21 protein-coding genes are annotated in these 24,680 nt (G+C 74.4%); 14 read left to right on the top strand and 7 right to left on the bottom strand.

What is annotated here, in order from left to right; translation table 11 throughout:
* Window positions 1-104: 104 nt before the first annotated feature.
* The gene (locus M3185_RS07750; protein ID WP_251333092.1) at window positions 105-2,480 is read left to right on the top strand and encodes an acyl-CoA dehydrogenase family protein; all 2,376 of its coding nucleotides are present in this window, start codon (window positions 105-107) and stop codon (window positions 2,478-2,480) included.
* A gap of 145 nt (window positions 2,481-2,625) precedes the next feature.
* Here the strand turns inward: M3185_RS07750 and M3185_RS07745 are convergent, their stop codons facing one another.
* Both M3185_RS07745 and M3185_RS07740 read right to left on the bottom strand, forming a co-directional pair.
* Window positions 2,626-3,132, bottom strand: coding sequence for an SRPBCC family protein (locus tag M3185_RS07745; RefSeq protein WP_251333091.1), 507 nt, complete (start codon window positions 3,130-3,132; stop codon window positions 2,626-2,628).
* A gap of 14 nt (window positions 3,133-3,146) precedes the next feature.
* On the bottom strand, window positions 3,147-3,509 hold the full coding sequence (locus tag M3185_RS07740) for an ArsR/SmtB family transcription factor (protein ID WP_251333090.1): 363 nt from the start codon (window positions 3,507-3,509) through the stop codon (window positions 3,147-3,149).
* 128 nt (window positions 3,510-3,637) lie between these two features.
* Here M3185_RS07740 and M3185_RS07735 point away from each other — a divergent pair, with 128 nt between their 5' ends.
* On the top strand, window positions 3,638-3,865 hold the full coding sequence (locus M3185_RS07735; protein ID WP_251333089.1) for a hypothetical protein: 228 nt from the start codon (window positions 3,638-3,640) through the stop codon (window positions 3,863-3,865).
* Between the two features lie 39 nt (window positions 3,866-3,904).
* On the opposite strand, the gene M3185_RS07730 is transcribed toward M3185_RS07735, so the two are convergent.
* The 5 genes from M3185_RS07730 to M3185_RS07710 all read right to left on the bottom strand — a co-directional run bounded on the left by M3185_RS07730 (window position 3,905) and on the right by M3185_RS07710 (window position 8,198).
* Entirely contained in the window at window positions 3,905-4,534 is a 630-nt protein-coding gene (locus M3185_RS07730) for a cation transporter (protein WP_251333088.1), read from the bottom strand.
* A 55-nt stretch (window positions 4,535-4,589) separates the two neighbouring features.
* The gene (locus M3185_RS07725) at window positions 4,590-5,474 is read right to left on the bottom strand and encodes a PP2C family protein-serine/threonine phosphatase (protein ID WP_251333087.1); all 885 of its coding nucleotides are present in this window, start codon (window positions 5,472-5,474) and stop codon (window positions 4,590-4,592) included.
* Window positions 5,471-6,625 carry an adenylate/guanylate cyclase domain-containing protein gene (locus M3185_RS07720; protein ID WP_251333086.1) on the bottom strand — a complete coding sequence of 385 codons (1,155 nt, stop codon included), beginning with the start codon at window positions 6,623-6,625 and terminating at the stop codon, window positions 5,471-5,473. Before M3185_RS07720 ends, M3185_RS07725 begins: the two co-directional genes overlap by 4 nt.
* Window positions 6,626-6,726: 101 nt before the next feature.
* On the bottom strand, window positions 6,727-7,299 hold the full coding sequence (locus M3185_RS07715) for a hypothetical protein (RefSeq protein ID WP_251333085.1): 573 nt from the start codon (window positions 7,297-7,299) through the stop codon (window positions 6,727-6,729).
* A 2-nt stretch (window positions 7,300-7,301) separates the two neighbouring features.
* Window positions 7,302-8,198 carry a biotin--[acetyl-CoA-carboxylase] ligase gene (locus M3185_RS07710; RefSeq protein WP_251333084.1) on the bottom strand — a complete coding sequence of 299 codons (897 nt, stop codon included), beginning with the start codon at window positions 8,196-8,198 and terminating at the stop codon, window positions 7,302-7,304.
* Window positions 8,199-8,384: 186 nt separating this feature from the next.
* Here M3185_RS07710 and M3185_RS07705 point away from each other — a divergent pair, with 186 nt between their 5' ends.
* The 12 genes from M3185_RS07705 to M3185_RS07650 all read left to right on the top strand — a co-directional run bounded on the left by M3185_RS07705 (window position 8,385) and on the right by M3185_RS07650 (window position 24,666).
* Window positions 8,385-8,687, top strand: coding sequence for a YciI family protein (locus M3185_RS07705; protein WP_251333083.1), 303 nt, complete (start codon window positions 8,385-8,387; stop codon window positions 8,685-8,687).
* A gap of 149 nt (window positions 8,688-8,836) precedes the next feature.
* Window positions 8,837-10,420: an acyl-CoA carboxylase subunit beta gene (locus M3185_RS07700; protein ID WP_251333082.1), complete on the top strand. Its 1,584-nt coding sequence runs from the start codon at window positions 8,837-8,839 to the stop codon at window positions 10,418-10,420.
* On the top strand, window positions 10,417-10,647 hold the full coding sequence (locus M3185_RS07695) for an acyl-CoA carboxylase subunit epsilon (protein WP_251333081.1): 231 nt from the start codon (window positions 10,417-10,419) through the stop codon (window positions 10,645-10,647). The genes M3185_RS07700 and M3185_RS07695 overlap by 4 nt, the downstream gene beginning before the upstream one ends.
* 94 nt (window positions 10,648-10,741) lie before the next feature.
* Window positions 10,742-12,484, top strand: a complete 1,743-nt coding sequence (locus M3185_RS07690) for a DUF885 domain-containing protein (protein WP_251333080.1) — start codon at window positions 10,742-10,744, stop codon at window positions 12,482-12,484.
* Window positions 12,485-12,553: 69 nt separating this feature from the next.
* Window positions 12,554-13,930: a dicarboxylate/amino acid:cation symporter gene (locus tag M3185_RS07685; protein WP_251333079.1), complete on the top strand. Its 1,377-nt coding sequence runs from the start codon at window positions 12,554-12,556 to the stop codon at window positions 13,928-13,930.
* Between the two features lie 106 nt (window positions 13,931-14,036).
* The gene (locus tag M3185_RS07680; protein ID WP_251333078.1) at window positions 14,037-15,254 is read left to right on the top strand and encodes a GAF domain-containing protein; all 1,218 of its coding nucleotides are present in this window, start codon (window positions 14,037-14,039) and stop codon (window positions 15,252-15,254) included.
* Between the two features lie 163 nt (window positions 15,255-15,417).
* Window positions 15,418-16,965: an acetaldehyde dehydrogenase ExaC gene (exaC, locus tag M3185_RS07675; protein WP_251333077.1), complete on the top strand. Its 1,548-nt coding sequence runs from the start codon at window positions 15,418-15,420 to the stop codon at window positions 16,963-16,965.
* 113 nt (window positions 16,966-17,078) lie between these two features.
* Window positions 17,079-17,714, top strand: coding sequence for a Maf family protein (locus tag M3185_RS07670; RefSeq protein ID WP_251333076.1), 636 nt, complete (start codon window positions 17,079-17,081; stop codon window positions 17,712-17,714).
* A gap of 127 nt (window positions 17,715-17,841) precedes the next feature.
* A complete protein-coding gene (locus tag M3185_RS07665; RefSeq protein WP_251333075.1) occupies window positions 17,842-19,635 on the top strand; it encodes an acetyl/propionyl/methylcrotonyl-CoA carboxylase subunit alpha in 1,794 nt (597 codons plus the stop codon).
* Window positions 19,636-19,970: 335 nt separating this feature from the next.
* On the top strand, window positions 19,971-20,813 hold the full coding sequence (locus M3185_RS07660) for a thioesterase II family protein (RefSeq protein WP_251333074.1): 843 nt from the start codon (window positions 19,971-19,973) through the stop codon (window positions 20,811-20,813).
* A 34-nt stretch (window positions 20,814-20,847) separates the two neighbouring features.
* Window positions 20,848-21,564, top strand: coding sequence for a 4'-phosphopantetheinyl transferase family protein (locus tag M3185_RS17360; protein ID WP_251333073.1), 717 nt, complete (start codon window positions 20,848-20,850; stop codon window positions 21,562-21,564).
* 357 nt (window positions 21,565-21,921) lie between these two features.
* Window positions 21,922-24,666 (top strand): ATP-binding protein, encoded by a 2,745-nt coding sequence (locus M3185_RS07650; RefSeq protein ID WP_285859611.1) that lies wholly within the window; start codon window positions 21,922-21,924, stop codon window positions 24,664-24,666.
* Window positions 24,667-24,680: the final 14 nt, after the last annotated feature.

The raw sequence follows: 24,680 nt of genomic DNA, 5'->3' as shown, positions 1-24,680 counted from the left end.
CGCCCGTCCGACTCACCGTTCCGACCCGCTGTTCCGACCCACCACCGCCCCGCGGGCGCCCGGCCACCGCCGGCGGCGCCCGGGCACCCACGACAGGAGCGACCATGACCACCACCGTCGACCGCCCCGTTCCCCCTCCCACCGCCGCGGACCCGGCCGTGGACGTCGCCGCCCTCGGCGAGCTGCTGCTCGGGCGCTGGGCCGAGGTCCGGCGCGAGACCCGCCGGATGCTGCTCGACGAGCGGCTGCACACCCGGGAGAACCTCACCTACCAGGACCAGCGCGAGCGGGTGCTGGGCCAGCTGCACCTGCTCGTCGAGCACGGCACGATGAGCCGCGGCCTGCCGGAGGCCTACGGCGGGCAGGACGACCCGGGCGGGAACGTCTCCGGGTTCGAGGAGCTGCTGCTCGGGGACCCCTCAATGCAGATCAAGGCCGGGGTGCAGTGGGGCCTGTTCGGCTCCGCGGTGCTCAACCTCGGCACCGCGGAGCACCACCGCCGCTGGCTCGACGGCATCCGCGACCTGACGGTCCCCGGCGTGTTCGCCATGACCGAGACCGGCCACGGCTCCGACGTCGCCTCCATCGGCACGACGGCGACGTACGACCCGGCCACGGAGGAGTTCGAGATCCACACCCCGTTCAGGGCGGCGTGGAAGGACTACCTCGGCAACGCCGCGGTGCACGGTCGCGCCGCCGTGGTCTTCGCCCAGCTGATCACCCTCGGGGTCGACCACGGGGTGCACGCGTTCTACGTGGAGATCCGCGACGAGGACGGGAACTTCCTGCCCGGCGTGGGCGGGGAGGACGACGGCCACAAGGGCGGGCTCAACGGCATCGACAACGGCCGGCTGCACTTCACCCGGGTCCGGGTGCCGCGCACGCACCTGCTCAACAAGTACGGGGACGTGGCCCCCGACGGCACCTACAGCTCCTCCATCGCGAGCCCGGGCCGGCGGTTCTTCACGATGATCGGCACGCTCGTGCAGGGCCGGGTCTCCCTCGACGGGGCGGCCGTCGTGGCGAACAAGGTCGCGCTGAGCATCGCGGTCCGCTACGGCAGCGAGCGCCGCCAGTTCAACGCGTCCTCGGACGTGCAGGAGGAGGTGCTGCTGGACTACCAGCAGCACCAGCGGCGGCTGCTGCCGCTGCTCGCCGAGACGTACGCCATGCACTTCGCCCACCAGGAGCTGCTGCACAAGTACGACGACGTCTTCTCCGGCCGCGAGGACACGGACGAGAACCGGCAGGACCTGGAGACCCTCGCCGCGGCGCTCAAGGCCCTCTCCACGTGGAGCGCGCTCGAGACCCTGCAGACGTGCCGGGAGGCGTGCGGCGGGGCGGGGTTCCTGACGAAGAACCGGCTGACCTCGCTGCGCCACGACCTCGACGTCTACGCGACGTTCGAGGGCGACAACACCGTGCTGCTGCAGCTGGTGGCCAAGCGGCTGCTGTCGGACTGGTCCAACGAGTTCAAGAACGTGGACGTGGGCGTGATGGCCCGCTACGTGGCCGGCCGGGCGACCGAGGCCACGTACCACCGGTCGGGGCTGCGCAAGCTGGGGCAGGCGTTCCGGGACACCGGCGACGTGCGCCGTTCCGTCAACGCCCTGCGCGACGAGTCCGCCCAGCACGCGCTGCTCGCCGACCGGGTGGAGACGATGGTCGCGGAGATCGCCGAGGCGCTGCGGCCCAGCGCCAAGCTGCCCCGCGCCGAGGCCGCCGCCCTGTTCAACGACCACCAGTACAAGCTCATCGCCGTGGCCCGCGCCCACGCCGAGCTGCTGCAGTGGGAGGCGTTCACCCGGGGCGTGCAGCAGGTGGAGGACCCGGGCACCCGCACGGTGCTGACCTGGCTGCGCGACGTCTTCGGGCTGCGGCTGATCGAAAAGAACCTCGCGTGGTACCTGTCCTACGGCCGCCTGTCGATGCGCCGCGGCCGCAGCATCGACGAGTACATCGACCGTCTGCTCGCCCGGCTGCGCCCGCACGCCCTGGACCTCGTGGCGGCGTTCGAGCTGGCACCTGAGCACCTGCGGGCGGAGATCGCCACGGGCATCGAGGCCCGGCGCCAGGAGGAGGCGGCCGAGCACTACCGCCGGCTGCGGGCCTCCGGGGACGCCCCCGTCAAGGAGAGGGCCCCCGCCCGGCGGTCCGCCGCACCGGCCGCGGGCGCCCCGGGCGAGAAGGCACCCGAGGAGCGGAAGAAGGAGCGGCGCGCCGAGAAGCAGGCCGAGCGGCGCACCGAGAAGCAGGCCGAGCGCCGGCACGAGCGCCGCCTGGAGCTGAAGCCGCTGAAGAAGGCGGAGAAGAGAGCGGAGCACAGGCCCGGGCCGGAGCCCGAGCAGACGCCGGAGCAGGGGGCGGGGCCGCAGCCGGGGAAGAAGGCCGGGAGGAAGGCCGGGAAGCGCGCCGAGGTGCGCGGCCGCGGGGCGGACGCACCGGCCGGGGCGCCCGAGACCGCCCCCGTGGAGGCCTGATCGGCGCAGACCGGATCCACGCGGACCCGATCCACGCGGACCCGATCCACGCGGACCCGATCCACGCGGACCCGATCCGTCCTCGCGCACGGTGGCGGCCCCCGGAGGATCCCGGGGGCCGCCGCCGTGCGGGGACGGGCTCGCCTCAGCCGCCGGCGGGGCGCACGGCGTCGGCGAGGACGCCGTCGATCTGCCCCATGGCCTGGCGCATGCCCTCCTCCATGCCCATTTCGAGCATCTGCTCGAGCTGCTCCGCGCTCTCGAAGGTCGAGACCGTGGTCATGCGGGTCCGGCCGTCGATGGCGTCGAAGGTCACGACGCCGTGGCTGGTGCCCATGGAGGCCTCGGGCTCGCCGTGCTGGTCGGCGAAGCCGTCGTCGAACTCCAGGCGGTGCGGGGCGTCGAGCGCGGTGATCTTCCACCACCCGTGCGCCTTCTCCCCGTCGGGACCCGTCATGTAGTAGCGGCTGCGCCCGCCCTCGACGAACTCGTGCTGCTCGAAGGTGGCGGGCCACTCGGGCGGGCCCCACCAGCGCTCCAGCTGCCGCGGGTCCTCCCAGACCCGCCAGACGCGCTCCACGCTGGCGTCGAACTCGGCGACGAACGTCAGGGTCAGCGCCTCTGCGTCCTTCTGCACATCGATGACCGGCATGTCCTCGTTCCTTCCTACTCGGCCCCCCGGACCCCGGGGGGCACCTCCTCGGCGAGCAGGTCCTCGATGCTCAGCACGCGCCGGCGCCAGAGCTGCTCGTAGTCGTCCAGCAACCGGGCGGCCTGGCGCAGCGTGCTCATGTTCGCGTGCACCACCTGTTCCCGCCCGCGCCTCTGCTTGACGACCAGGGCGGCCCGCTCGAGCACCGCCACGTGCTTCTGCACCGCGGCGAAGCTCATCGCGTAGTGCGCCGCCAGCGCCGAGACCGACTGCTCCTCGCGGAGCACCCGGGTGACGATGTCGCGCCGGGTCGTGTCCGCGAGGGCCTGGAAGATCCGGTCGACCTGGTCGTCCGTCCACTCGATTTCTACAACCATTTGGTTGTACGTTACTGCGGGCGGGGACGCAGGGCAAGAGATGACGGACCGTGACGTCGCCCCTTCCGGGGATCCGCGGCACACTGGCAGTTCCACCACGCCCGTCCGACGACCACCCGGAGGTTCCCGTGCACGTGCGGATCGCGGAGAGCATCGCCATCGTTACCATCGGCGACGGGGTCGTCGCCGCGCTGTTCCCCACCGCCCACGCCGCGCGCTGGGCGATCGGGCCCGCTCCGCTGCGCCGGGCCGCGGAGGCGTTCGCGCAGCGTCCCGGCCTGATGCGGGCGACCGGGGTGCTCCAGGTCGCCGCGGGGATCGCCTGGGTGGCGGCCCTGCCGCGGCCGACCCGCTGATCCCACGCGGTCTCCGGGCGGGCGCCCCGGAGGCGGGGGTCAGTCGATTTCCTCGCCGGCGAGGGCCCTGGCGGCCAGGCGCTCCTCCTCGGCCGTCTCCCAGACCTCCTTGGCGGCGCCGGCGTTGAGGACGACGACGACCAGCCCCAGCACCAGATCGGGCCGGCAGGAGCCCGTCCAGGCCGTGAGCACGCCCATGGCCACGACGGCGAGGTTGACGAGGACGTCGTTGCGGGCGGACAGGAACGCGGCCCGGGCCATGGAGCTGCCGTGGTGGCGGAACCGGGCCAGGACGGCGGAGCAGAGCAGGTTCACGGCGGCCGCGCCGCCGGCGGTGAGCACCAGGGCCGCAGGGTCCGGTGGGACGGGATCACCGAGCTCGGCGAGGGCCTGCCACGCCGCGGCCAGGGCGGGGGCCAGGATGACCAGGGCCATGGCCTTGCCCGCGAGCGCCTGCCGGTGCGGGGACCAGGCCAGCGCCACGACGATGAGCAGGTTGATCGCGGTGTCCTCGAGGAAGTCGACGCTGTCCGCGAACAGGGACACCGAGCCGATGGCCACGGCGACCGTGACCTCGACGGAGAAGTAGGCGAGGTTCAGGCCGGCGACCAGCAGGACCGTGCGCCTCAGCCGCGCCCGGAGGGAGCGGGAGCCGGGCTCAGCGGTCATCGCCGTCGTCCTCGTGGTCGTGGGCGTCGTGGGCGGGGGCGTCGTGGGCGGGGGCTCAGGCGCCGGGGGCGAACTGCCCGGGGACCACCGCGTCGGCGACGATCACGGTGACGTTGTCCCGGCCCCCGGTGCGCAGCGCGGCCTGGAGCAGGACGTCGGCCGCCTCCTTGGGGTGGGCCACCGCGGCCAGCACCCGTGCCATGTGGGCGGCGCTGAGCTCGTTGGTGAGCCCGTCCGAGCACAGCAGCAGCCGGTCGCCGTGCCGCGCGGGCAGCACCCACACGTCCGGCTCCCACACCTGCCCCGTGCCCAGCGCCCGGGTGATGACGTTGCGGCGGGGGTGCACGAGCGCCTGGGCCGAGGTGATCTGGCCGATGGACACGAGGTACTGCACCTCGGAGTGGTCCACGGTCAGCTGCTCGAGCTCGGGGGTCCCGTCCACGTCCCCGGGGCGGTCCGGGTGCAGCCGGTAGGTGCGGGAGTCGCCGGTGTTGAAGACGATCCACAGCATCCGGCCGTCGATCTGCAGCAGCCACACGCCCGTGACCGTGGTCCCGGCCCGGCCCTCGCAGGCCTCCTGGATGTGCCGGTCGGCCTGCCACAGCACCGAGCGCACGCGGCGGACCGCCTCGATCGCCTCGTTGGGGATCTCGGGGTCCAGGCGCAGCTCCCGCTCCACGGTGGCCCGGAAGCGGGCCACGTCCAGGGGCGGGTCCGGCTCCTCCACCGGGAACTCGTAGAAGTCCTCGAGCCCGAACAGCGGGGAGGCCCCGAGCGTGCGCACGCACAGGGCGCTGGCGATCTCGCCGGCCTCGTGCCCGCCCATGCCGTCGGCGACGGCGCACATGGCGGCGGTGACCACGAGGGCGTCCTCGTTGGACTCCCGGCGCAGGCCGCGGTCCGTGGCCGCCCCCGCGCGGATGACGAGCGGAGCGCTCATTCGAAGTCGACCTCCAGCCCGGGACCGGCGCCCTGGGAGAGCGCGACGGGCTGCACGTCGCCGAAGCCGCGCACGTTGCGCGTGGCCTGGGGGATGAGGATGAAGCGGTCGTCCCCGGCGAGCACCGCGGCAGTCGAGGCGTCCACGAGCACGGAGCCGGGGTCGGTCAGCGCCACGAGCCGCGAGGCCAGGTTCACCGTGGGCCCGTAGATGTCGCCGAGGCGCGGCAGCACCCGTCCCCAGACGAAGGCCACGCGCGCCTGCGGCAGCTCGGGGTCGTCCCGGATGGCGCGGGCGAGGGCCAGGGAGATCTGGGCGCCGCCCTGCGGGCTCTCGGCGAGGAACATGACCTCGTCCCCGATGGTCTTGATCAGCCGGCCGCCGCCCACGGCGATGACCTCGGCGCAGCGGTGCTCGAAGCGCTGCACGAGGTTCGCCAGGGTCCGCTCGTTCATCTGCCGGGACAGGGAGGTGTAGGAGACGAGGTCCGCGAAGCCGACGCCGCGGGCGAGCGGCAGGATGGAGCCGCCCTCCTCGGAGGCGCCGTCCGTGCTCGTGGACCCGTCTGGGCGCTCGACGCGCATCGCGAGCCGCTGCACGGCGGCGTTCATCTGGCGTCGCCACGAGTAGACGAGCAGCCGCTCGACCGCGTCGATGAGGTCCGGCAGCAGGTGCAGCAGCTGGCGGCGGGCCGCGGCATCGGTCATGCCCTCGTGCACGACCATGTCCTCCACCAGCGCCTCGACCTGCCACACGACCATGCGGTCGGTCATCTGCCCGATCGAGCGGACCAGGGACAGGGCCGCCTCCTCGGTGACCTTCTCCTCGAGGACCATGGTGGAGAGCACCCGCAGCGCCTCGGAGTCCTGCTCGGTGAACCAGACGTCGTCGTCGGTGAGGTTCGGGAAGCCCAGGGCCCGCCACACCTTCCGGGCGGAGAGCAGGGACAGCCCGCCGCGGCGGGCGGCCTCGCGGCGGCGCAGCCCCCGCTCGGAGCCGAGCAGGGTCCGCTCGAGGGCCCCCACGGCGGCCTTCGACTCGTCCGAGCGGTAGAGGTTGGCCTGGACCGGGTTGTGCAGGTTGAGGTTGAGCTGCTCCGTCTGGGGGCCGACCACCGGCTCGCTCTGGGTCTCCGAGTCCTCACTGGCCACGCGTCACTCCTCTTCCTGGTGGACGGCCCGGGTGCCGCACGCTCGGCGCGCAGGGCTCGGGCAGGTCCGGGCGCGGTGCGGCGACCGCGTCCCGTCCCACTCTAGTGGGCTCCGGTCGCCCCGGGCTCGCCCGCGCCCCCGAAGGGGCCGTGGCCCCCCGGTCCCCGGCCCCGCTCCTCGCCGGCGGCGAGGAGCACGAGCTCGGCCAGCCGCCGCGCCTCAGGGGCGTGCTCCAGGCGCAGCCCGCCGTACGGGCCGAAGTCGGCCACGACCCGCCCGTCCCGCCGACCCAGGGCGGGACCGCGCCCGGGCTCCACGCCCGCCCGCCGCAGCTGCCGCAGCGGCAGGGCCACGGGCGCGCGGCGCCCGCGCACGAGCACGAGGTGGCGGGTGGTGAGCACGTACCGGGTGCGCCACCAGCGCACGACCGGGAGCAGCACCCGGCGCAGGAGCACCCAAGCGGCGGCCGCCAGCAGGGCGTAGTCCAGCACGGAGCGCACGGTGGCCCAGGGCTCCACGACGGGGTTCCAGCGCAGCGCCAGGGCCCGCTGCACGAGGGAGAGGGCGAACACCGTGAGCAGCAGCACGAGGAAGGGCCGCAGCAGCCGCAGCCCGTGGGCCCGGGTGGAGACCAGCACCCGCTCCCCCGCCTGGAGGGGGATCCGCGCGGGCACGTTCAGCCCTCCGGGGCGGCGGGGGCAGGGCGCAGGTGCACGACGTCGCCCGCCGTCACCTCGTGCACGGCCCCCGCGGCGTCGCGCACCAGCAGGCTCCCGTGGTCCCCCAGCCCCACGGCCGTGCCGACGACCGGGGCGCGCCCGCCCGGCAGCTCGGCGCGCACGCAGCGCCCGAGGGTCTCCATCCGGGCGGTGATCCGCGCCCGGAGGGCCCCGCCGGGGCCCACCGCGGACGGATCGGCGCAGAAGCAGCGGTAGAGGGGGACGAAGGCGGCGAGCACGGCCGCCAGCACGGCGGAGCGCTCGACGGCGCGGCCGGTCGCCCGGCGCACGGAGGTGGCCGTGGCCACGGGCAGCTCCTCCTGGCCCACGTTGATCCCCGCGCCCAGGACCACCGCCGGCGGACGGTCCCCGTCCGCCACGAGCCCGGCGAGCAGGCCGGAGAGCTTGCGCCCGTCCACGTGCACGTCGTTGGGCCACTTGATCCGGGCGTCCACCCCGGCCAGCCCCTCGAGGGCCTCGACGACCGCCACCGCCATGAGCAGGGTCAGCCACGGGAAGTGCTGGGTGGGCAGGGCCCGGCCGCGCTCATCGGCCGGGCGCAGCAGCAGGCTGAAGGTCAGGGCGGTGCCCGGCTCGGTGGTCCACACCCGGTCCAGGCGCCCGCGCCCGGCGCTCTGGTGCCCGGCGACCACCAGGGACAGGTCCGCCCAGGGCCGGTCCGGGCGGGGCCCGTCCGCCGCCCCGCGGTGCCGGTGGACGGCGGCCGCGGCCAGGTGCTCGTTGGTGGAGCCGACCTCGTCGAGGACCTCGATGCGCCCCAGGCCCAGGCCGTCGAGGGCGGCGAGCGCGGCGGGGGCGCGCAGGTCGGCGCCGGTGGCGCGGGGATCGGGCACGGTGCTCCTCGGAGGGTCGGGCGGCGGGCGCGGCGCTCGCTGGTGCGGCCCCGTCCCTGGGCGCCGGGGCGCGCCGCGCGTAGGGTCGGGTGGTACCCACAGTAATAGCCGGGCTCCCCGGGAGACGCCTGGGCGGGCCGCCGCCGGTCCCTGCGGCGGCGCCTGGCCCGAGCTCCAGGAGCCCTCATGAGCAGCGCCGAGACCCCCACGACCTTCGCCGTCCGCTACGTCTACGGCGGGCCCGCGGACGTGCTGGCCGCCCGCCGGCCCGAGCACCGGGAGTTCCTCGGCGGGCTCCTCCGGCAGGGGCTGCTCCTGGCCTCCGGCCCGTTCGACGACGACGGGCCCGCCGGGGCCCTGCTCGTCTTCTCCGCCGCCGACGCCGCCGAGGTCGAGCGGCTCACCGACGAGGACCCCCTGGTGCGCCACGGCGTCGTCACCGAGCGCACGGTCCGGCCCTGGAAGGTCGTCCTCGGGCACGTGGGCTGAGGCCGGGCGCTCCCGCGGCCGGGGCCGGAATTTGTAGGACTTCTACAACAGGGCCCGCCCCGGCCGCGGATTAGAGTGGGTCGGGTCCCCTGACCGCCCCGGACCGGGCCACGACCCCGGCCCGGCCGCGTCCCCGACCACGAGGTGCCATGACCCACGACCTGACGACCACCGCCGGCAAGATCGCCGACTTCCGGGAGCGCCGGGCGCGCTCCGAGGCGCCCGCGGGGCAGGCGGCGATCGACAAGCAGCACGCCCGCGGGCGCAACACCGCCCGGGAGCGCGTCGAGATGCTGCTGGACGAGGGGTCGTTCGTGGAGTTCGACGCCCTCGCCACCCACCGCTCGACGGCCTTCGGCATGGCCTCCAAGAAGCTGCCCGGCGACGGCGTGGTCAGCGGCTACGGGACGGTCGACGGCCGGCTGGTGGCCGTCTACTCCCAGGACTTCGCGGTCTTCGGCGGATCCCTCTCCGAGGTCAACGGCGAGAAGATCGTCAAGGTGCAGAAGTTCGCGCTGCGCAACGGCTGCCCGGTCGTCGGCATCAACGACGGCGGCGGGGCGCGGATCCAGGAGGGCGTGGCCTCCCTGGCCATGTTCGCCGACATCTTCAACATGAACGTCCGCTCCTCCGGCGTCGTCCCGCAGATCTCCCTGATCATGGGCCCGTGCGCGGGCGGGGCTGCGTACTCCCCGGCGCTAACGGACTTCATCGTCATGGTGGACAAGACCTCGCACATGTTCATCACCGGCCCGGACGTCATCAAGACCGTCACGGGCGAGGAGGTCGACATGGAGACCCTCGGCGGGGCCCGCCAGCACAACACGACCACGGGCACCGCCACCTACCTCGCCGAGGACGAGCAGGACGCGTTCGAGTTCGTCCACGAGCTGCTGGAGTTCCTCCCGGCCAACAACCTGCAGGACGCGCCCCTGCTCGACCACGACCAGGACGACGAGGTCACCGACCTGGACCTCTCCCTCGACGAGCTGGTCCCGGACTCCGCGAACCAGCCCTACGACATGCGGGCGGTGATCGAGGCCGTCGTCGACGACGGGCACTTCCTCGAGATGCAGGCCCTCTACGCCCCGAACGTGCTCATCGGCTACGCGCGGGTCGAGGGCCACACCGTGGGGATCGTGGCGAACCAGCCCATGCAGTTCGCCGGCACCCTCGACATCGCCGCCTCCGAGAAGGCGGCCCGGTTCGTGCGCCACTGCGACGCGTTCAACATCCCGATCCTCACCCTCGTGGACGTGCCCGGCTTCCTGCCGGGCACCGACCAGGAGTTCAACGGCATCATCCGCCGCGGCGCGAAGCTGCTCTACGCCTACGCGGAGGCCACGGTCCCGCTGGTCACCCTGATCACCCGCAAGGCCTACGGCGGGGCGTACATCGTGATGGGCTCGAAGAAGCTCGGGGCGGACGTCAACCTCGCCTGGCCCACGGCGCAGATCGGCGTGATGGGCGCCCAGGGCGCGGTGGAGATCCTCTACCGCCGGGACCTCAGGGCCGCGGCCGAGCGCGGCGAGGACGTCGACGCGCTGCGCGCCGAGCTGGTGCGCAAGTACGAGGAGGAGCTGCTCAACCCGTACCAGGCCGCGGAGCTCGGCTACGTGGACGCGGTCATCGCGCCCTCGGAGACCCGCGTCCAGGTGCTCCAGGCCCTGCGGGCGCTGCGCGAGAAGCGCGCGTCGATGCCCGCCAAGAAGCACGGGAACATCCCGCTGTGACCGCTCCCCAGCCCGACGAGGGCGCCCCCGCGCTGCGCTTCGTCGCCGGCAGCCCGACGCCCGAGGAGATTGCCGCGGTCACCGCGGTGCTGCTGGCCCGCCAGGAGCAGGCCGACGCCGACCCGAGGAGCTCCGCGGGCCGCCGGTCCCAGTTCCGGCGGATGCGGCTGGGCCTGCGGCTGCGCCCGGGCCGCGGCGCCTGGCGGCGGACCCGGCCGGAAGCCTGAGCCGCCCCGAACCGGCCCGGGCGGCGCGGGGCGGGCGGCACGGGGACGGTCCCGCTCCCCGGTCCGGGGCGGCTCCGGCGCTACTGTGACGTCCATGAGCACTCCCCCGCCCGACCGCGCGCCCGCCACCGGCCGCGCCCCGGCCCCCCTCGGCACCTCCCACCGGGCGCCCACCGCCGTCGACGCGGTGGCCGAGCGGTGGTTCCGCCGCACCATGGAGCTCGACCCGGCCCGGGCCACCGTCCACGGCTTCCCAGGGCACGAGACCGCGTACCGGGACTTCGGCCCCGAGGGCGGGCAGGCCTACACCGACGCGGCCCGCGCCGCGCTCGCCGAGCTGGCCCGCGCCGAGCCGGCGGACGACGTCGACCGGGTGACCGCCCACGCCCTGCGCGAGCGGCTGGGCCTGGACCTCACCCTGCACGAGGCGGGCCTGACCGGGTGGGAGGTCAACAACATCTCCTCCCCCGTCCAGGAGATCCGCGACGTCTTCGACGTCCTGCCCCAGGAGTCGGAGGAGGACTGGGTCCGCATCGCCGGGCGGCTGCGCAGCGTGCCCGCCGCGGTGAACTCCTACACCCGGGCCCTGCGCCAGGCGCGCTCCCGCGGCCGCTCGGCCTCCGCGGCACAGCTGCGCAACGCCGCCCGGATGTGCACCGGCTACGCGTCGGCGCACGGGTCCTTCGCCCTGCTCGCCCGGGACCCCCGCGTCCCCGGCGCCCTGCGCGAGGAGCTCGCCGACGCGGCCGGCGCGGCCCGCGGCGCCTACCTCCGGCTGGCCGAGACCCTCGGCCACGAGCTGAGCCCGGGCGCCCCGGAGTCCGACGCCGTGGGGCCCGACGAGTACGTGCTGCGCCTGCAGCAGTTCCTCGGCGCCGTCGTGGACCCCGCGGAGGTCTACGCGTGGGGCGTCGAGCAGCTGCACGCGGTCGTCGCGGAGCAGGAGCTGCTCGCCCGCCGGATCGCCCCGGGGGCGGGCGTCAAGCAGGCCATGGCCGCCCTCCACGCGGACCCGGAGCGCCGCCTGCACGGCACCGACGCCCTGCAGGCGTGGATGCAGGAGCTCTCCGACGCGGCCGTGGAGGCGCTCGCGGACACCCACTTCGAGATGACGGGGCCCATGCGCCGGCTCGAGTGCCGGATCGCCCCCACCCACGACGGCGGCATCTACTACTCGATGCCCAGCGCGGACTTCTCCCGCCCGGGACGGATGTGGTGGTCGGTGCCCGAAGGCGCCGACAGCTTCGCCACGTGGGAGGAGACCACGACCGTCTACCACGAGGGCGTGCCGGGCCACCACCTCCAGTTCGCCACCGCCCTGGCCAACTCGGGGGAGCTCAACCTCTGGCGGCGCGCCGGGATCTGGGTCGCCGGCCACGGCGAGGGCTGGGCCCTGTACGCGGAGCGGCTCATGGACGAGCTGGGCTTCCTCCAGGACGCCGGGGACCGGATGGGCATGCTCGACTCCCAGCGGCTGCGCGCGGCGCGGGTGGTCTTCGACATCGGCCTCCACTGCGGCTACCGGATCCCCGCGGAGCTCGGCGACGCCCTGGGCGGCGCGCGCCCCGGGCAGGTGTGGACGCCCGAGGACGGGTGGCGGTTCCTGCGCGAGAACATCGTCATGCACGACGCCACGCTGCGCTTCGAGTGGATGCGCTACATGGGCTGGCCCGGCCAGGCCCCGTCCTACAAGGTGGGCCAGCGGCTCTGGGAGGAGGCCCAGGACCGGGCGCGGGCCGCGGCCGGACCGGGGTTCGAGCTCAAGGACTTCCACTCCCGCGCCCTGCGGCTCGGCTCCGTGGGCCTGGACACCTTGGAATATGCCCTGAACCTGTGACCGAACCCACGTAACACAAACGTCATAAAGCCTCGACCTCCTATGCTTCGCCGCCGTACCGTAGAGCACATGATTTCCGCAGAAAGCACTCGCCGTCTGCCCCGGTGGATGACCTCCTTCGGCCCGCAGATCCTCCTGGCGCTCGTCCTGGGCGTCGCTCTCGGCGCCGCCGCCGACGCCCTCGGCGGTGACCCGGAGACGGCCCCCAACTGGCTGATGACCACGCTCGACACCATCGGTACCAGCTACGTCAGCCTGCTCAAGGCCGCCGTCGTCCCCCTCATCGTGACCGCGGTGATCTCCTCGATCGCCAACCTGCGGGAGGTCTCCAACGCCGCGCGCCTGGCGTGGAAGACCCTGCTGTGGTTCGGCATCACCGCACTGCTCGCCGTGACCGTCGGGCTCGTGCTCGGCCTGGTCGTCCAGCCCGGCGCCGGCGCCGCGGCCGCCACCCCGGCCGAGGCGTACACGGGCACGCAGGGCTCGTGGCTCGCGTTCCTCACCGGCCTCGTCCCCGGGAACTTCCTGGGCCTGCAGGTCTCCTCCACCGTCGTGGACGCCGAGACCGTGAAGACCGCGGCGAACTTTAACGTCCTCCAGGTGCTCGTGGTCTCCGCCGCCGTCGGCATCGCCGCGCTGAAGGTGGGCGCCCCCGCCGAGCCGTTCCTGGCCGTCGTGCGCTCCGCGCTGGCCGTGGTGCAGAAGGTCGTGTGGTGGATCATCCGCCTGGCCCCGCTCGGCACCCTGGGCCTGATCGGGCGCGCGGTCTACGAGTACGGCTGGACCTCGATGGGCGGGCTGGTCGTGTTCGTGGCCACTGTCTACGCCGGCCTGCTGGTCGTGGCGTTCGTGGTCTACCCGGTGCTCGTGCGCCTGCACGGGCTGAGCATCCGGCAGTACTACTCGGGCGTGTGGCCGGCCGTCCAGCTCGGCTTCGTCTCCCGCTCCTCGGTGGGCACCATGCCGCTGACCCAGCGCGTCACCGAGCGCAACCTCGGCGTGCCCCGGGCCTACGCGTCCTTCGCCGTGCCCCTGGGCGCGACGACCAAGATGGACGGCTGCGCCGCGGTCTACCCCGCGATCGCCGCGCTGTTCGTGGCGCAGTTCTACGGCATCGACCTGGACGTGACGCACTACGTGCTCATCGCCCTGGTCTCCGTGCTCGGCTCCGCCGCCACCGCCGGCACCACCGGCGCCACCGTGATGCTGACCCTGACCCTGTCGACCCTCGGCCTGCCGCTGGACGGCGTCGGCCTGCTGCTCGCCGTCGACCCGATCATCGACATGGGCCGCACCGCGCTCAACGTGGCCGGCCAGGCCCTGGTGCCGACGATCGTCGCCCGCCGGGAGGGGCTGCTGGACCGGGACCTCTACGACGCCCCCCGCGCCGGGGACCCGTTCGCCCCCGAGGCCCCCGAGGCCGTGGCGGCGCCGGCCCCCGCCTAGACGCGCTGACGCCCGTCCCCGCCCCTCGGCGCATCCGCGTCCCGGCCTCGCTACCCTGGGACGCGGAAGTGAGACGCGCATCACGGCGTCCGGTAAGGGGTGGGGAATGGGCGCACCGGTGGAGAGGACGACGACGGACCCGCTGCTGCGGCTGTCCTGGGCCCGGTCCCTGCACCACCTGGCGGCGCCGGAGCGCTGCGCGCCCCGCGTCGTGCTCGACCGCGCCGACGTCCGCGACGCCCGGGCGCCCCTGCGGCTGCTGCTGCCGGTCCTCGACGAGCTGCTCACCCCGCTGGCCGAGGACACCGGGCTCGTGGTCGCCGTCACGGACCCCCACGGCGTGCTCCTGCAGGTGCAGGGCAGCGCCGTGACCCGCCGCCGCGCCGAGACCATGGGCTTCGTCGAGGGCGCCGACTGGTCCGAGCCCGCCGTGGGCACCAACGCCCCCGGCACAGCGCTCGTGCTGCGCCGCACCGTGACCGTGCACCGCGAGCAGCACTTCTACCCCGAGGCGCGCCCCTGGTCGTGCACGGCCTCCCCGCTGCTGCACCCGGTCACCGGCGACCTGCTCGGGGCTGTGGACCTCACCGGCGGCGACGCCGCCGTCGCCCCCGCCACGCGCGCGCTCATCGGCGCCGCCGTGCGCGCCGCGCAGGCCGAGCTCGCCCTGGTCCTGCGCACCGGCCTGCGGGCCGACCCGGCACTGCGCACCGGACCGGACCCGCACGCCTGTGCCGTCCCGGCGCCCGGCCCCGCGCTGCGCGTGCTGGGCGGGACCCCGCCAGCCCTGGTGCTGGGCGGGCGGGCCGTCGAGCTCACCGAGCGGCACGCGGAGATCCTCCTGGCCCTGTCCCGCAGCGGCAGCGGGCTGAGCACCGCGGAGCTCTCGGACCGGCTGTGGGACGGCCGCGCCCGGGAGACCACGGTGCGGGCGGAGGTGCTGCGCCTGCGGCGGCTGCTGGAGCCGCACGGGCTGACGGTCGCCTCCCGCCCCTACCGGCTCGAAGCACCCCTGCCCTCCGACGCCGGCCGGGTGCTGGACCTGCTCGCCCGCGGCTTCCACCGGCGCGCGCTGGGCGAGTACACCGGGGCGCTGCTGCCCCACTCGGACGCCCCGTGGGTCGTGGCCCTGCGCCACCGCCTGTCCGGGCTGCTGCGCGAGGCCGTGCTCACCGACGGCTCCGCCGGGGCCGTGCGCCAGTACCTGGCCCTGCCCGAAGCCGCCGACGACGCCGAGGCGTGGGCGCTGCTGCTGCGCCTGCTGCCCGCCCGCTCCCCCGCCCGGACGCAGGCCGTGCTGGAGCTGGAGCGCCTGCGCCGCTGAACGCGTCCGCAATGTCCTGCCCGCGCCGCCATCGGGGCGGACACCGGGGTGGACACCGCGTGCAACGTCCGTGCAACGGTTCCGCGCGTAGCGTGAGCTGCATCACACCGGTGCGGCAGGACGTCCGCGCCGCACCCGCACCTCGCACAAGGAGCAGCCCGCCATGACCGTCGAAACGCAGCCTCTCACCACCGTCTACGCGCCGCCGGGCACCGAGGGCTCGAAGGTGACCTTCAAGCCCCGCTACGAGCACTGGATCGGCGGGCAGTGGGTCGCCCCCGCCAAGGGCCGGTACTTCGAGAACATCTCCCCGGTCAACGGCAAGCCGTTCACCGAGGTCGCCCGCGGCACCGCCGAGGACGTCGAGGCGGCGCTGGACGCCGCGTGGGCCGCCGCGCCCTCGTGGGGGAAGACCCCCGTCGCGGAGCGCGCGCTCGTGCTCCACCGGATCGCCGACCGGATGGAGGCCCACCTCGAGATGCTCGCCGTCGCCGAGACCTGGGACAACGGCAAGCCGGTGCGCGAGACCATCAACGCCGACATCGCCCTGGCGATCGACCACTTCCGCTACTTCGCCGGGGCCATCCGCGCCCAGGAGGGCTCCCTGTCGCAACTGGACGACAACACGACGTCCTACCACTTCCACGAGCCCCTGGGCGTGGTCGGGCAGATCATCCCGTGGAACTTCCCCATCCTCATGGCCGTGTGGAAGCTCGCGCCGGCCCTCGCCGCGGGCAACGCCGTCGTCCTCAAGCCCGCCGAGCAGACCCCGGCGTCGATCATGGTGCTCGTCGAGCTCATCGCCGACCTGCTGCCCCCGGGTGTGGTCAACGTCGTCAACGGCTTCGGCGTGGAGGCGGGCAAGCCGCTGGCCTCCAGCCCGCGGATCCGCAAGATCGCGTTCACCGGCGAGACCACCACGGGCCGGCTGATCATGCAGTACGCGTCCCAAAACATCATCCCGGTGACCCTGGAGCTCGGCGGGAAGTCCCCCAACATCTTCTTCGCCGACGTCGCCGCCGCCGCCGACGCCTTCTACGACAAGGCCCTCGAGGGCTTCGCGTTCTTCGCCCTCAACCAGGGCGAGGTCTGCACCTGCCCCTCCCGGGCCCTGATCCAGGACTCCATCTACGACCGGCTGCTGGCCGACGGGATCGAGCGCGTCAAGGGCATGGTCCAGGGCAACCCCCTGGACCTCAACACCCAGGTCGGCGCGCAGGCCTCCAACGACCAGCTGCAGAAGATCCTGTCCTACATCGACATCGGCGTCCAGGAGGGCGCGAAGGTGCTCGTGGGCGGGGAGCGCAACGAGCTCGGCGGCGACCTGGCCGAGGGCTTCTACGTCTCCCCGACCGTGTTCGAGGGCCGCAACTCGATGCGCATCTTCCAGGAGGAGATCTTCGGTCCCGTGCTCTCCGTGACCCGGTTCGCCGACTACGCCGAGGCGATCGCCACCGCCAACGACACTCTCTACGGCCTGGGCGCGGGCGTGTGGGCCCGCAACGGCAACCTCGCCTACCGCGCCGGGCGCGACATTCAAGCCGGGCGCGTGTGGGTGAACCAGTACCACAACTACCCCGCGCACTCGGCGTTCGGCGGGTACAAGTCCTCCGGCATCGGCCGCGAGAACCACCTGATGATGCTCGAGCACTACCAGCAGACGAAGAACCTGCTGGTGTCCTACTCCGAGGACGCCCAGGGCTTCTTCTAGGCCGCCCGCGGGCCCCGGGCCGTCTCGCCGGGGCGCCGGGGCCGGGGCGACCCAGCGCCCGGGCCCCGGCCACCGCCTCTCGGCGGCGGCCGGGGCCCGCGTATCCTGGGACCGTGACTCCCCGCCTCGTCCTCGCCTCCCGCTCCCCCGCCCGCACCAAGCTGCTGACCGACGCCGGGATCGGCCACGACCGGCTGGTCTCCGACGTGGACGAGGACGCCGTCGTGCGCGCCCGGGGCGTCACGGACGCCGAGGAGACGGCGATGGTCCTGGCGCGAGCGAAGGCCGAGGCGGTCGCCGCGCTGCCCGAGGCGGCAGGGGCCCTGGTGCTCGGCTGCGACTCGGTCTTCGCCTTCGACGGCGAGGTCCACGGCAAGCCGCTCGACGCGCGCACGGCCACCGCCCGGATCACGGCCATGCGCGGGCGCTCCGGCGTGCTGCACACCGGCCACTGGCTCGTGGACACCCGCGACCCCGCCGCCGGGGGCACCGGCTTCGCGGGCGGCGCCCCCGCGAGCGCCGAGGTGTTCTTCGCGCGGATGTCCGACGACGAGGTCGCGGCCTACGTCGCCACCGGCGAGCCCCTGCAGGTCGCCGGGTCCTTCACCATCGACTCCCTGGGCGCCTCGTTCGTCGAGCGCGTCGAGGGGGACGTGCACGCCGTCGTCGGGCTGAGCCTGAGCACCCTGCGCACGCTGGCCGGCCGGGCCGGGGTGTCCGTGCCCCAGCTGTGGGCGCCCCGCGGCTGAGCCGCCCGCCCCTCTTTGTAGGACTCCTACAGAAACGGCACCGCATTTCCGGTGGCCCCACCCGTGGTTGGGCGATCCGCTGCGCCGGGGAATACAGTGCATCCGAGGATTCGACAAGGAGTGAGACGTGACCCCTAACAAGCCCGCGGACGGCGCCATCCGCCCCATCACCAAGGTGCTCGTCGCCAACCGCGGCGAGATCGCCGTGCGCGTGATCCGCGCCGCGCGGGACGAGGGCATCGCCTCGGTGGCCGTGTACGCCGACCCCGACCGGGACGCCCTGCACGCCCGGATGGCCGACGAGGCGTACGCGCTCGGCGGCAACACCGCCGCAGAGTCCTACCTTGTGATCGACAAGATCCTCGACGTGGCCACCCGCTCCGGCGCCGACGCCGTGCACCCGGGCTACGGCTTCCTGTCGGAGAACGCCGAGTTCGCCCTGGCCGTTCTCGAGGCCGGCCTGACCTGGATCGGCCCGCCGCCGGCCGCGATCGCCAAGCTCGGCGACAAGGTCGCCGCCCGGCACATCGCCGAGAAGGTGAACGCCCCGCAGGTGCCCGGCACCACGGACCCCGTCACCTCCGCCGACGAGGTGCTCGCCTTCGTCGACGAGCACGGGCTGCCCATCGCGATCAAGGCCGCGTTCGGCGGCGGCGGGCGCGGCATCAAGGTGGTCCGCGAGCGCGAGGCCATCCCCGAGCTCTACGAGTCCGCGGTGCGCGAGGCCACGGCCGCGTTCGGCCGCGGGGAGTGCTTCGTGGAGCGCTTCCTCGACGCCCCCCGGCACGTGGAGACCCAGTGCCTGGCCGACGCGCACGGCAACGTGGTCGTCGTCTCCACCCGCGACTGCTCCCTGCAGCGGCGCAACCAGAAGCTCGTGGAGGAGGCTCCCGCCCCCTTCCTCAGCGAGGAGCAGAACCGGCGGCTCTACGAGTCCTCCAAGGCGATCCTGCGGGAGGCCGGCTACCAGGGCGCGGGCACGTGCGAGTTCCTGGTGGGCCGCGACGGCACCATCTCCTTCCTCGAGGTCAACACCCGCCTGCAGGTCGAGCACCCGGTCTCCGAGGAGGTCACGGGCATCGACCTGGTCCGCGAGCAGTTCCGGCTGGCCCGCGGCGAGGCCCTCGGCTACGAGGACCCCGAGGTGCGCGGGCACTCGCTGGAGTTCCGGATCAACGGGGAGGACCCGGGCCGGAACTTCATGCCCTCCCCCGGCACCATCTCGGCGTTCTCCCTGCCCTCCGGGCCCGGCGTGCGCGTGGACTCCGGCGTCGAGGCCGGGGAGACCGTGGGCGGGAACTTCGACTCCATGCTCGCGAAGCTCGTCGTCACCGGGGCGACCCGCCAACAGGCGCTCGAGCGCTCCCGCCGGGCGCTGGAGGAGCTGCGGATCGAGGGCATGCCCACGGTCGTGCCGTTCCACCGCGCCGTGGTCGCCGACCCCGCGTTCGCCCCCGAGGACGGCTCGCCGTTCACGGTGCACACCCGCTGGATCGAGACGGAGTTCCACAACACGGTCCCGCCCTTCGACGCCACCCCGCAGGCCGCCCCCGAGGCCGAGGTGCGCCAGGCCATCGTGGTGGAGGTCGCCGGCAAGCGCCTCGAGGTCGTCCTGCCGGCCCTGCCGGGCACGGCCAAGCCCAACGGCACCGCGGCCAAGCCGCGCAAGAGCCGCTCCTCGCGCGGCGGCTCCGCGGCCGGGGCCGGCGGCGACGGGCTGACCTCCCCGATGCAGGGCACCATCGTGAAGATCGCCGTCGACAACGGCGACGAGGTCGCCGAGGGTGACCTCGTGCTGGTGCTCGAGGCCATGAAGATGGAGCAGCCCCTGACCGCGCACAAGGCCGGCACCGTCTCCGGGCTCGACGTCAGCCCCGGCGACACCGTCTCCGCCGGCACGGTCCTGGCCACCATCTCCTGAGCAGGGCGCCCGGAGCGCACTGCTCCGGTGCTTCCCGCCGCGCTGCGAGGGCCGGTCACCGACCACGGTGACCGGCCCTCGTGCTGCCCCGGGACGGCGGCCGGGGACGCCGGGGTCCGTCGCCCCGGCGAGGTGCGGCGTCCCGCTGCCGCCGTGCCGGCGCGGCGGGCGCACCGGATGCCCGACGGTGCGGGCGTCGTGCGGGTCGCAGGTGAGACGATGGCCCTCGAGCCCCTGCGCCGACGCCCCTCCCGCGAGGCCGGACCGGCCCGCGACCGCGGGGACGGGTCCTCCGCGCCGGGAGGAGGCCACGCACGACCAGCACGAGGACGACAATGACCGCCACTCCCGACCGCTCCCCCGCGACGGTCCACCGGCCCGCCCGACCCCGCGGCGCCGGCGACCGTGTCCTCGTGGACCTCGGCCGCCGCCCCGGTGCTCCCCCGGCCGGCGGGGCCCCGGCCCGCTGGCGGCTGGTGTGCCTGCCCCCGGCCGGCTCCGGGGCCGGGTTCTTCCGCTTCCTGCACCGGCCCGGAGTCGAGCTGCTCGCGGTCCGGTACCCCGGACGGGAGTCCCGGCTGCGCGAGAAGCCGGCGCGTTCGGTCGAGGAGGTCCTCGCGGAGGCGCTGCCCGCCGTGGAGGCCGTGCTGGCCGCCGACGAGCTGCCCACCGCCGTGCTGGGCCACAGCATGGGCGCCGTGGTCGCGGCGGAGCTCACGGCCGCGCTCGAGCGGCGCCTACCCGGGCGCACCGGCCTGCTGTGCCTGTCCGCGCGGTCCGCGCCGGGCGCCCGGGACGATGCCGGGATCCGCAAGGTGCTGCGCTCCGACGAGGCCCTCACCGCGTGGCTGCGCGACCTGGGCGGCACCCCGCCGGTGGTGCTGGAGGACCCCGGCTTCCTGTCCATGCAGCTGCGGATCCTGCGGGCCGACCTCGCCCTGACCCTGGGCCACGAGCACCTGCCGGGGCCGGTGGCCACGCCGCTGCTGCTGCTGGCCGCCGCCGGGGACGAGGCGGCCCCGCCGGCCTCGATGGAGGGCTGGCGCAGGCTGAGCACGGGGCCCGTGCTGACCCCCGCCCTGCCGGGCGGCCACCACGCCCTGCTCGGGCACGGGCCCGAGCTGCTCGAGCTGCTCGAGCGCACGCTCTTCGGCGTCGTGCCCGGGGGGCGCGGATGAGCCCCGCCGCCCGCTCCGCTGAGACGGCGGGGGCGTGAGCGTCCCGCCGGCCGTGCCCGGCCTGGTCGAGCTGCCGGTGCCGGGCGCCCCCGCGGACGTGCGGGTGGCGCTCGCCCGCGTGGACCCGCTGACCGGCTGGGCGGAGTCGGTCCGGGACTGCCTGGACGACGGCGAGCGGGCCCGGGCCGCGGCGTTCCGCTACGCGTCCGACCGGCGGCGGTTCGTGGCCGCCCACTGCGTGCTGCGCCACGTGCTCGCCTCCCGCACCGGCACGGACCCGGGCTCACTGCGCCTGGGTCCGCCCGTCCCCGCCCGGGGGCCCCGGCCCAAACCGCGGCTCGAGGACCACGCCCTGTGCTTCTCCCTCTCGCACAGCGGCGGCCTGGTGCTCGTGGCCACCGCCGAGCGCGAGGTGGGGGTGGACGTCGAGCACGTCCAGGACCCGGTCGCCGCCGAGCAGGTGCTCACCGTGCTCCATCCCGCCGAGATCGCCGCCCTGCGGGCCCTGCCCGCCGCGGATCGCCCGGCCGCCGTGACGACGGTGTGGGCGCGCAAGGAGTCCCTGCTCAAGGCCCTGGGCTCGGGATTGTTCCGCGACCCCTCCGTCGACGAGGTCGGGGCAGGCCCCGCCCCGGGGCGGCCCGTCGCCGGGTGGCGGATCCTGGACCTGGACCTTCCGCCGGCCCCCGGCCCGGCCCGCGAGGACGCGCGGGCGGCGCTGACCGTCCGCGCCCGGGCAGACCCGGGCTGAGCACCTCGGCGCAGACGCTCACCGCGATCGCGAACCGCCGCTGCACCGTGCGGCTCCACGAGCCGGCCCACCGACCGGGGCCCTCGGGCCGTCTGCGGCATGCACCGGCCGCCCGCCGGCGTTCCGGGCTCGACCAGGGCCGTGTGCTAGAGCACACGTTTCGTGTTCGTCATGGTCGGGGTGACGTGGGGTAACAACCCCGCCAACTGCCCTGGGGCCGTCCGGTCGGGGCTACGCTGATTTGCACATGACGAGTCCGGCGACGGGGATGTCGGGCCACGTCCAGGGGACCGTCTGGGAGGCCGTGGTCGAGCCACGCCATGCTCCCAGCCTCCTCTCGATGCATAGGGGGGTCACATGACCACGGGCAGGCACGGCCCGCATCTGTTGGACGACCTGTCGACGCAGGTGTCCACCGCCGACGGGAGCGGCCTAGCGCGCGCACACTCCCGCGGCGGCGGGTCCGTCCGCTGGCAGCCGCGGACCCCTCCGGAGCGTGTTCTGCTGGAACGGGACGTCGAGCTGACCGTCCTCGCGGGACTGGTCGATCGCGTGAGGGCCGGCCAGGGCGGATTCGCGCTCGTCGCAGGGGAGGCCGGGATCGGCAAGACCAGCCTCCTCGACGCGATGCTGGAGGCCGTCCCGGCCGGTGTCCGCGTGCACCGGGGCCGTTGCGACAACCTCATCACCGCCCATCCGTTCGGGGCGCTGCGCGAGGCCTTCGAGGACGCAAGTGCTGCTGCCCTCGCCGCCTTCAACCGGGGTGTCCTGCACGACGTCCTGGCGGCGGTCACGAACCTGCTAGAGACAGGGGCACCGACGATCGTGCTGGTGGAGGACGTGCAGTGGGCCGACGAGGCCACGCTGGACGTGCTGGCCTACCTCGCGCGCCGGCTGGAGCACCTGCGGACGCTCCTCGTCGCGTCCTACCGGGACGACGAGGTGGGCCCGGACCACCCGATGCAGCGCCTCCTCGCAGCCCCCACGACGACGCCGGCCACCTGGCTGCGCCCGGGCCCGCTCAGTCTCGAGGCGGTCCGGCTCCTGGCCGGCCATCGTGCTCACGAGGCGCGACACCTGCACGAGATGACCGGGGGGAACCCGTTCTACGTCACCGAGGCCCTGGCCGTGCCGGCCGACGCGCCGGTTCCCGAAACGCTCTCGGCAGCCGTGGCGGCCAGGCTCCAGCAGCTGTCCGAGCCGGTCCGCCGCGCGACGGAGCGGATCTCGGTGTGGCCCGGCATGCTCGAGTTCGAGCTGGCCGAGCAGCTGCTGGGTGAGGACTTCGCAGCGCTTGCCGAAGCCGAGGAGCGGGGGATCCTCCTCGTCGAGGAGGGAGGCGTCCGTTTCCGGCACGAGATCGCGCGCATGGCGACCGAGGCCTCGTTCAGCGGGCTGCGGAGGCGGCAGCTCCAGCGCGACGTGACCGAGCTGCTCAAACGGCGGGGTGAGGAGCACCTGCCGCGGCTGGTCCACCACGCCATCCGCTGCAGGGACACGGCGACGGTCGTCGAGTTCGCACCCCGTGCCGGAGAGCTGTCCGCCAAGGCCGGCGCCCACCGGCAGGCACTGGAGTTCTACCAGGCGGCGTTGCAGCACGAGGTCCTGCTGTCCGACGCCCAGCTGGCTGCCGTCCTCGACGCCTACGCCTGGGAGCTCTACAGCGCCCACCACATCGGCCAGGCCGTCGAGCACTCCCGCAGAGCAGTAGAGCTGTTCCGCGCTCTGGGCGACCAGCTCGGCGAGGCCAAGGCGCTGATCCGCCGCGGCCGGCAACTGTTCCTGGCCGGCAACCTGCCCGAGGCCCGGGCCGGTGCCTCCCGCGCCGTCGAGCTCGCCGAGGGCCGTGACCCGGCCACCGCGGCGGAGGCACGTGCGTGCCTGGGGATGCTGCTTTCGTTGGGGGGCTCCCACGAGGACGCCGTGAAGACGCTGCGCGACGCGAGGGCGCAGGCCGAGATCCGCGGCCGCCAGGACGTGGTCGCCCTGTGCCTCATCTACCTGGCACAGTGCGACCCGGAGCTGACCTTCGAGGAGCGGCTCCGCGCCCTGGACCGCAGCATGGACACGGCCCGGGACGCCGGGGCGCTGGAGCCGCTGGCCCGCAACTACGCCAAGACCGCCGAACAGCTGTACCGGTACGGGCGCTACCACGAGCTGGAGAAGCACCTGGACGAGGGGCTGGGATACGTCCGGGACTGGGAGTTCTGGCCGGACGCGTACAACCTGGAAGTCCACCACGCCCTCCTGCAGCAGCGGAAGGGGAACTGGGGCGCGGCCCTGCACGAGCTCGGCGGGCTCATCGACCGTTTCACCGACCCGGGCATGCTCCTCCTCTACTCCCTGTCCGGTCACGCCAGGCTCCGGGCACGCCTGGGCGACCACGACGTCAGGGAAGTGCTGCTCACCTGCTGGCAACGGGCCCTCGACCAGGGCACTCTCACCGCGCTGGGGCTCGCGGGCCCCGCCCTGGTGGAGTGGGCCTGGCTGGCTGATCGGCCGAGCGAGGCGGAACGTGTGGTCGACGGGTGGTCGCGGCACGCCTCCCGGCCGGGCGCGGGACCGATCGACGCAGAGATCCGGCGCTATGCTCTGCGCGCTGGGGTGGACGTCCCCCCTTCGCAGTCACCGGTGGACGACCCTCCCAGCCCGTGGCAGCTGGGGGTGGCCGGGAACTGGCTGGGCGCTGCGGAGGCGTGGCGGCGGGCCGGTGACCCCTACGAGGAGGCGCTCGAGCTCGCCGAATCGGGGCAGCCGGACGCCACCCTGCGCGCCTTCGACATGCTCATCGAGCTGGACGCCGCGCCGGCCGCGAGGCATGTCAAGCACCGTCTGCACGATCTGGGAGTGCGCACCATCCCCCGTGGTCCTACCCGCCGCACACGAGGGAACCCTGCCGGTCTGACCGACCGTCAGCTCGAGGTCGCCCAGTTGCTCAGCGCGGGGCTGACGAACGCGCAGATCGCCGAGCAGCTCGTGCTCTCGGTCCGCACCGTCGACCACCACGTCTCCTCGGTCCTCGACAAGCTGGGCGTCAGCACGCGCCGTGAAGCGGCCCGGGCCGCGCGCTCGTGGCAGGATCCGCAGCATGGGCCGGGCTGAACGTCTCACGGTGT

The organism is Kocuria rosea, assembly GCF_023715525.1.
Classification (GTDB): domain Bacteria; phylum Actinomycetota; class Actinomycetes; order Actinomycetales; family Micrococcaceae; genus Kocuria; species Kocuria rosea_A.
This window is presented reverse-complemented; position numbering and strand designations above follow the sequence as displayed.

Excerpts from the sequence above, each read along its gene's own strand:
- M3185_RS07750 (WP_251333092.1), top strand. The coding sequence starts at position 105 with ATGACCACCACCGTCGACCGCCCCGTTCCCCCTCCCACCGCCGCGGAC.
- M3185_RS07705 (WP_251333083.1), top strand. The coding sequence starts at position 8,385 with ATGAGCAGCGCCGAGACCCCCACGACCTTCGCCGTCCGCTACGTCTAC.
- exaC (WP_251333077.1), top strand. The coding sequence starts at position 15,418 with ATGACCGTCGAAACGCAGCCTCTCACCACCGTCTACGCGCCGCCGGGC.
- M3185_RS07650 (WP_285859611.1), top strand. The coding sequence starts at position 21,922 with ATGACCACGGGCAGGCACGGCCCGCATCTGTTGGACGACCTGTCGACG.
- M3185_RS07690 (WP_251333080.1), top strand. The coding sequence starts at position 10,742 with ATGAGCACTCCCCCGCCCGACCGCGCGCCCGCCACCGGCCGCGCCCCG.
- M3185_RS07700 (WP_251333082.1), top strand. The coding sequence starts at position 8,837 with ATGACCCACGACCTGACGACCACCGCCGGCAAGATCGCCGACTTCCGG.
- M3185_RS07725 (WP_251333087.1), bottom strand. The coding sequence starts at position 5,474 with ATGAGCGCTCCGCTCGTCATCCGCGCGGGGGCGGCCACGGACCGCGGC.
- M3185_RS07740 (WP_251333090.1), bottom strand. The coding sequence starts at position 3,509 with ATGGTTGTAGAAATCGAGTGGACGGACGACCAGGTCGACCGGATCTTC.
- M3185_RS07685 (WP_251333079.1), top strand. The coding sequence starts at position 12,554 with ATGATTTCCGCAGAAAGCACTCGCCGTCTGCCCCGGTGGATGACCTCC.
- M3185_RS07730 (WP_251333088.1), bottom strand. The coding sequence starts at position 4,534 with ATGACCGCTGAGCCCGGCTCCCGCTCCCTCCGGGCGCGGCTGAGGCGC.
- M3185_RS07680 (WP_251333078.1), top strand. The coding sequence starts at position 14,037 with ATGGGCGCACCGGTGGAGAGGACGACGACGGACCCGCTGCTGCGGCTG.
- M3185_RS07745 (WP_251333091.1), bottom strand. The coding sequence starts at position 3,132 with ATGCCGGTCATCGATGTGCAGAAGGACGCAGAGGCGCTGACCCTGACG.
- M3185_RS07660 (WP_251333074.1), top strand. The coding sequence starts at position 19,971 with ATGACCGCCACTCCCGACCGCTCCCCCGCGACGGTCCACCGGCCCGCC.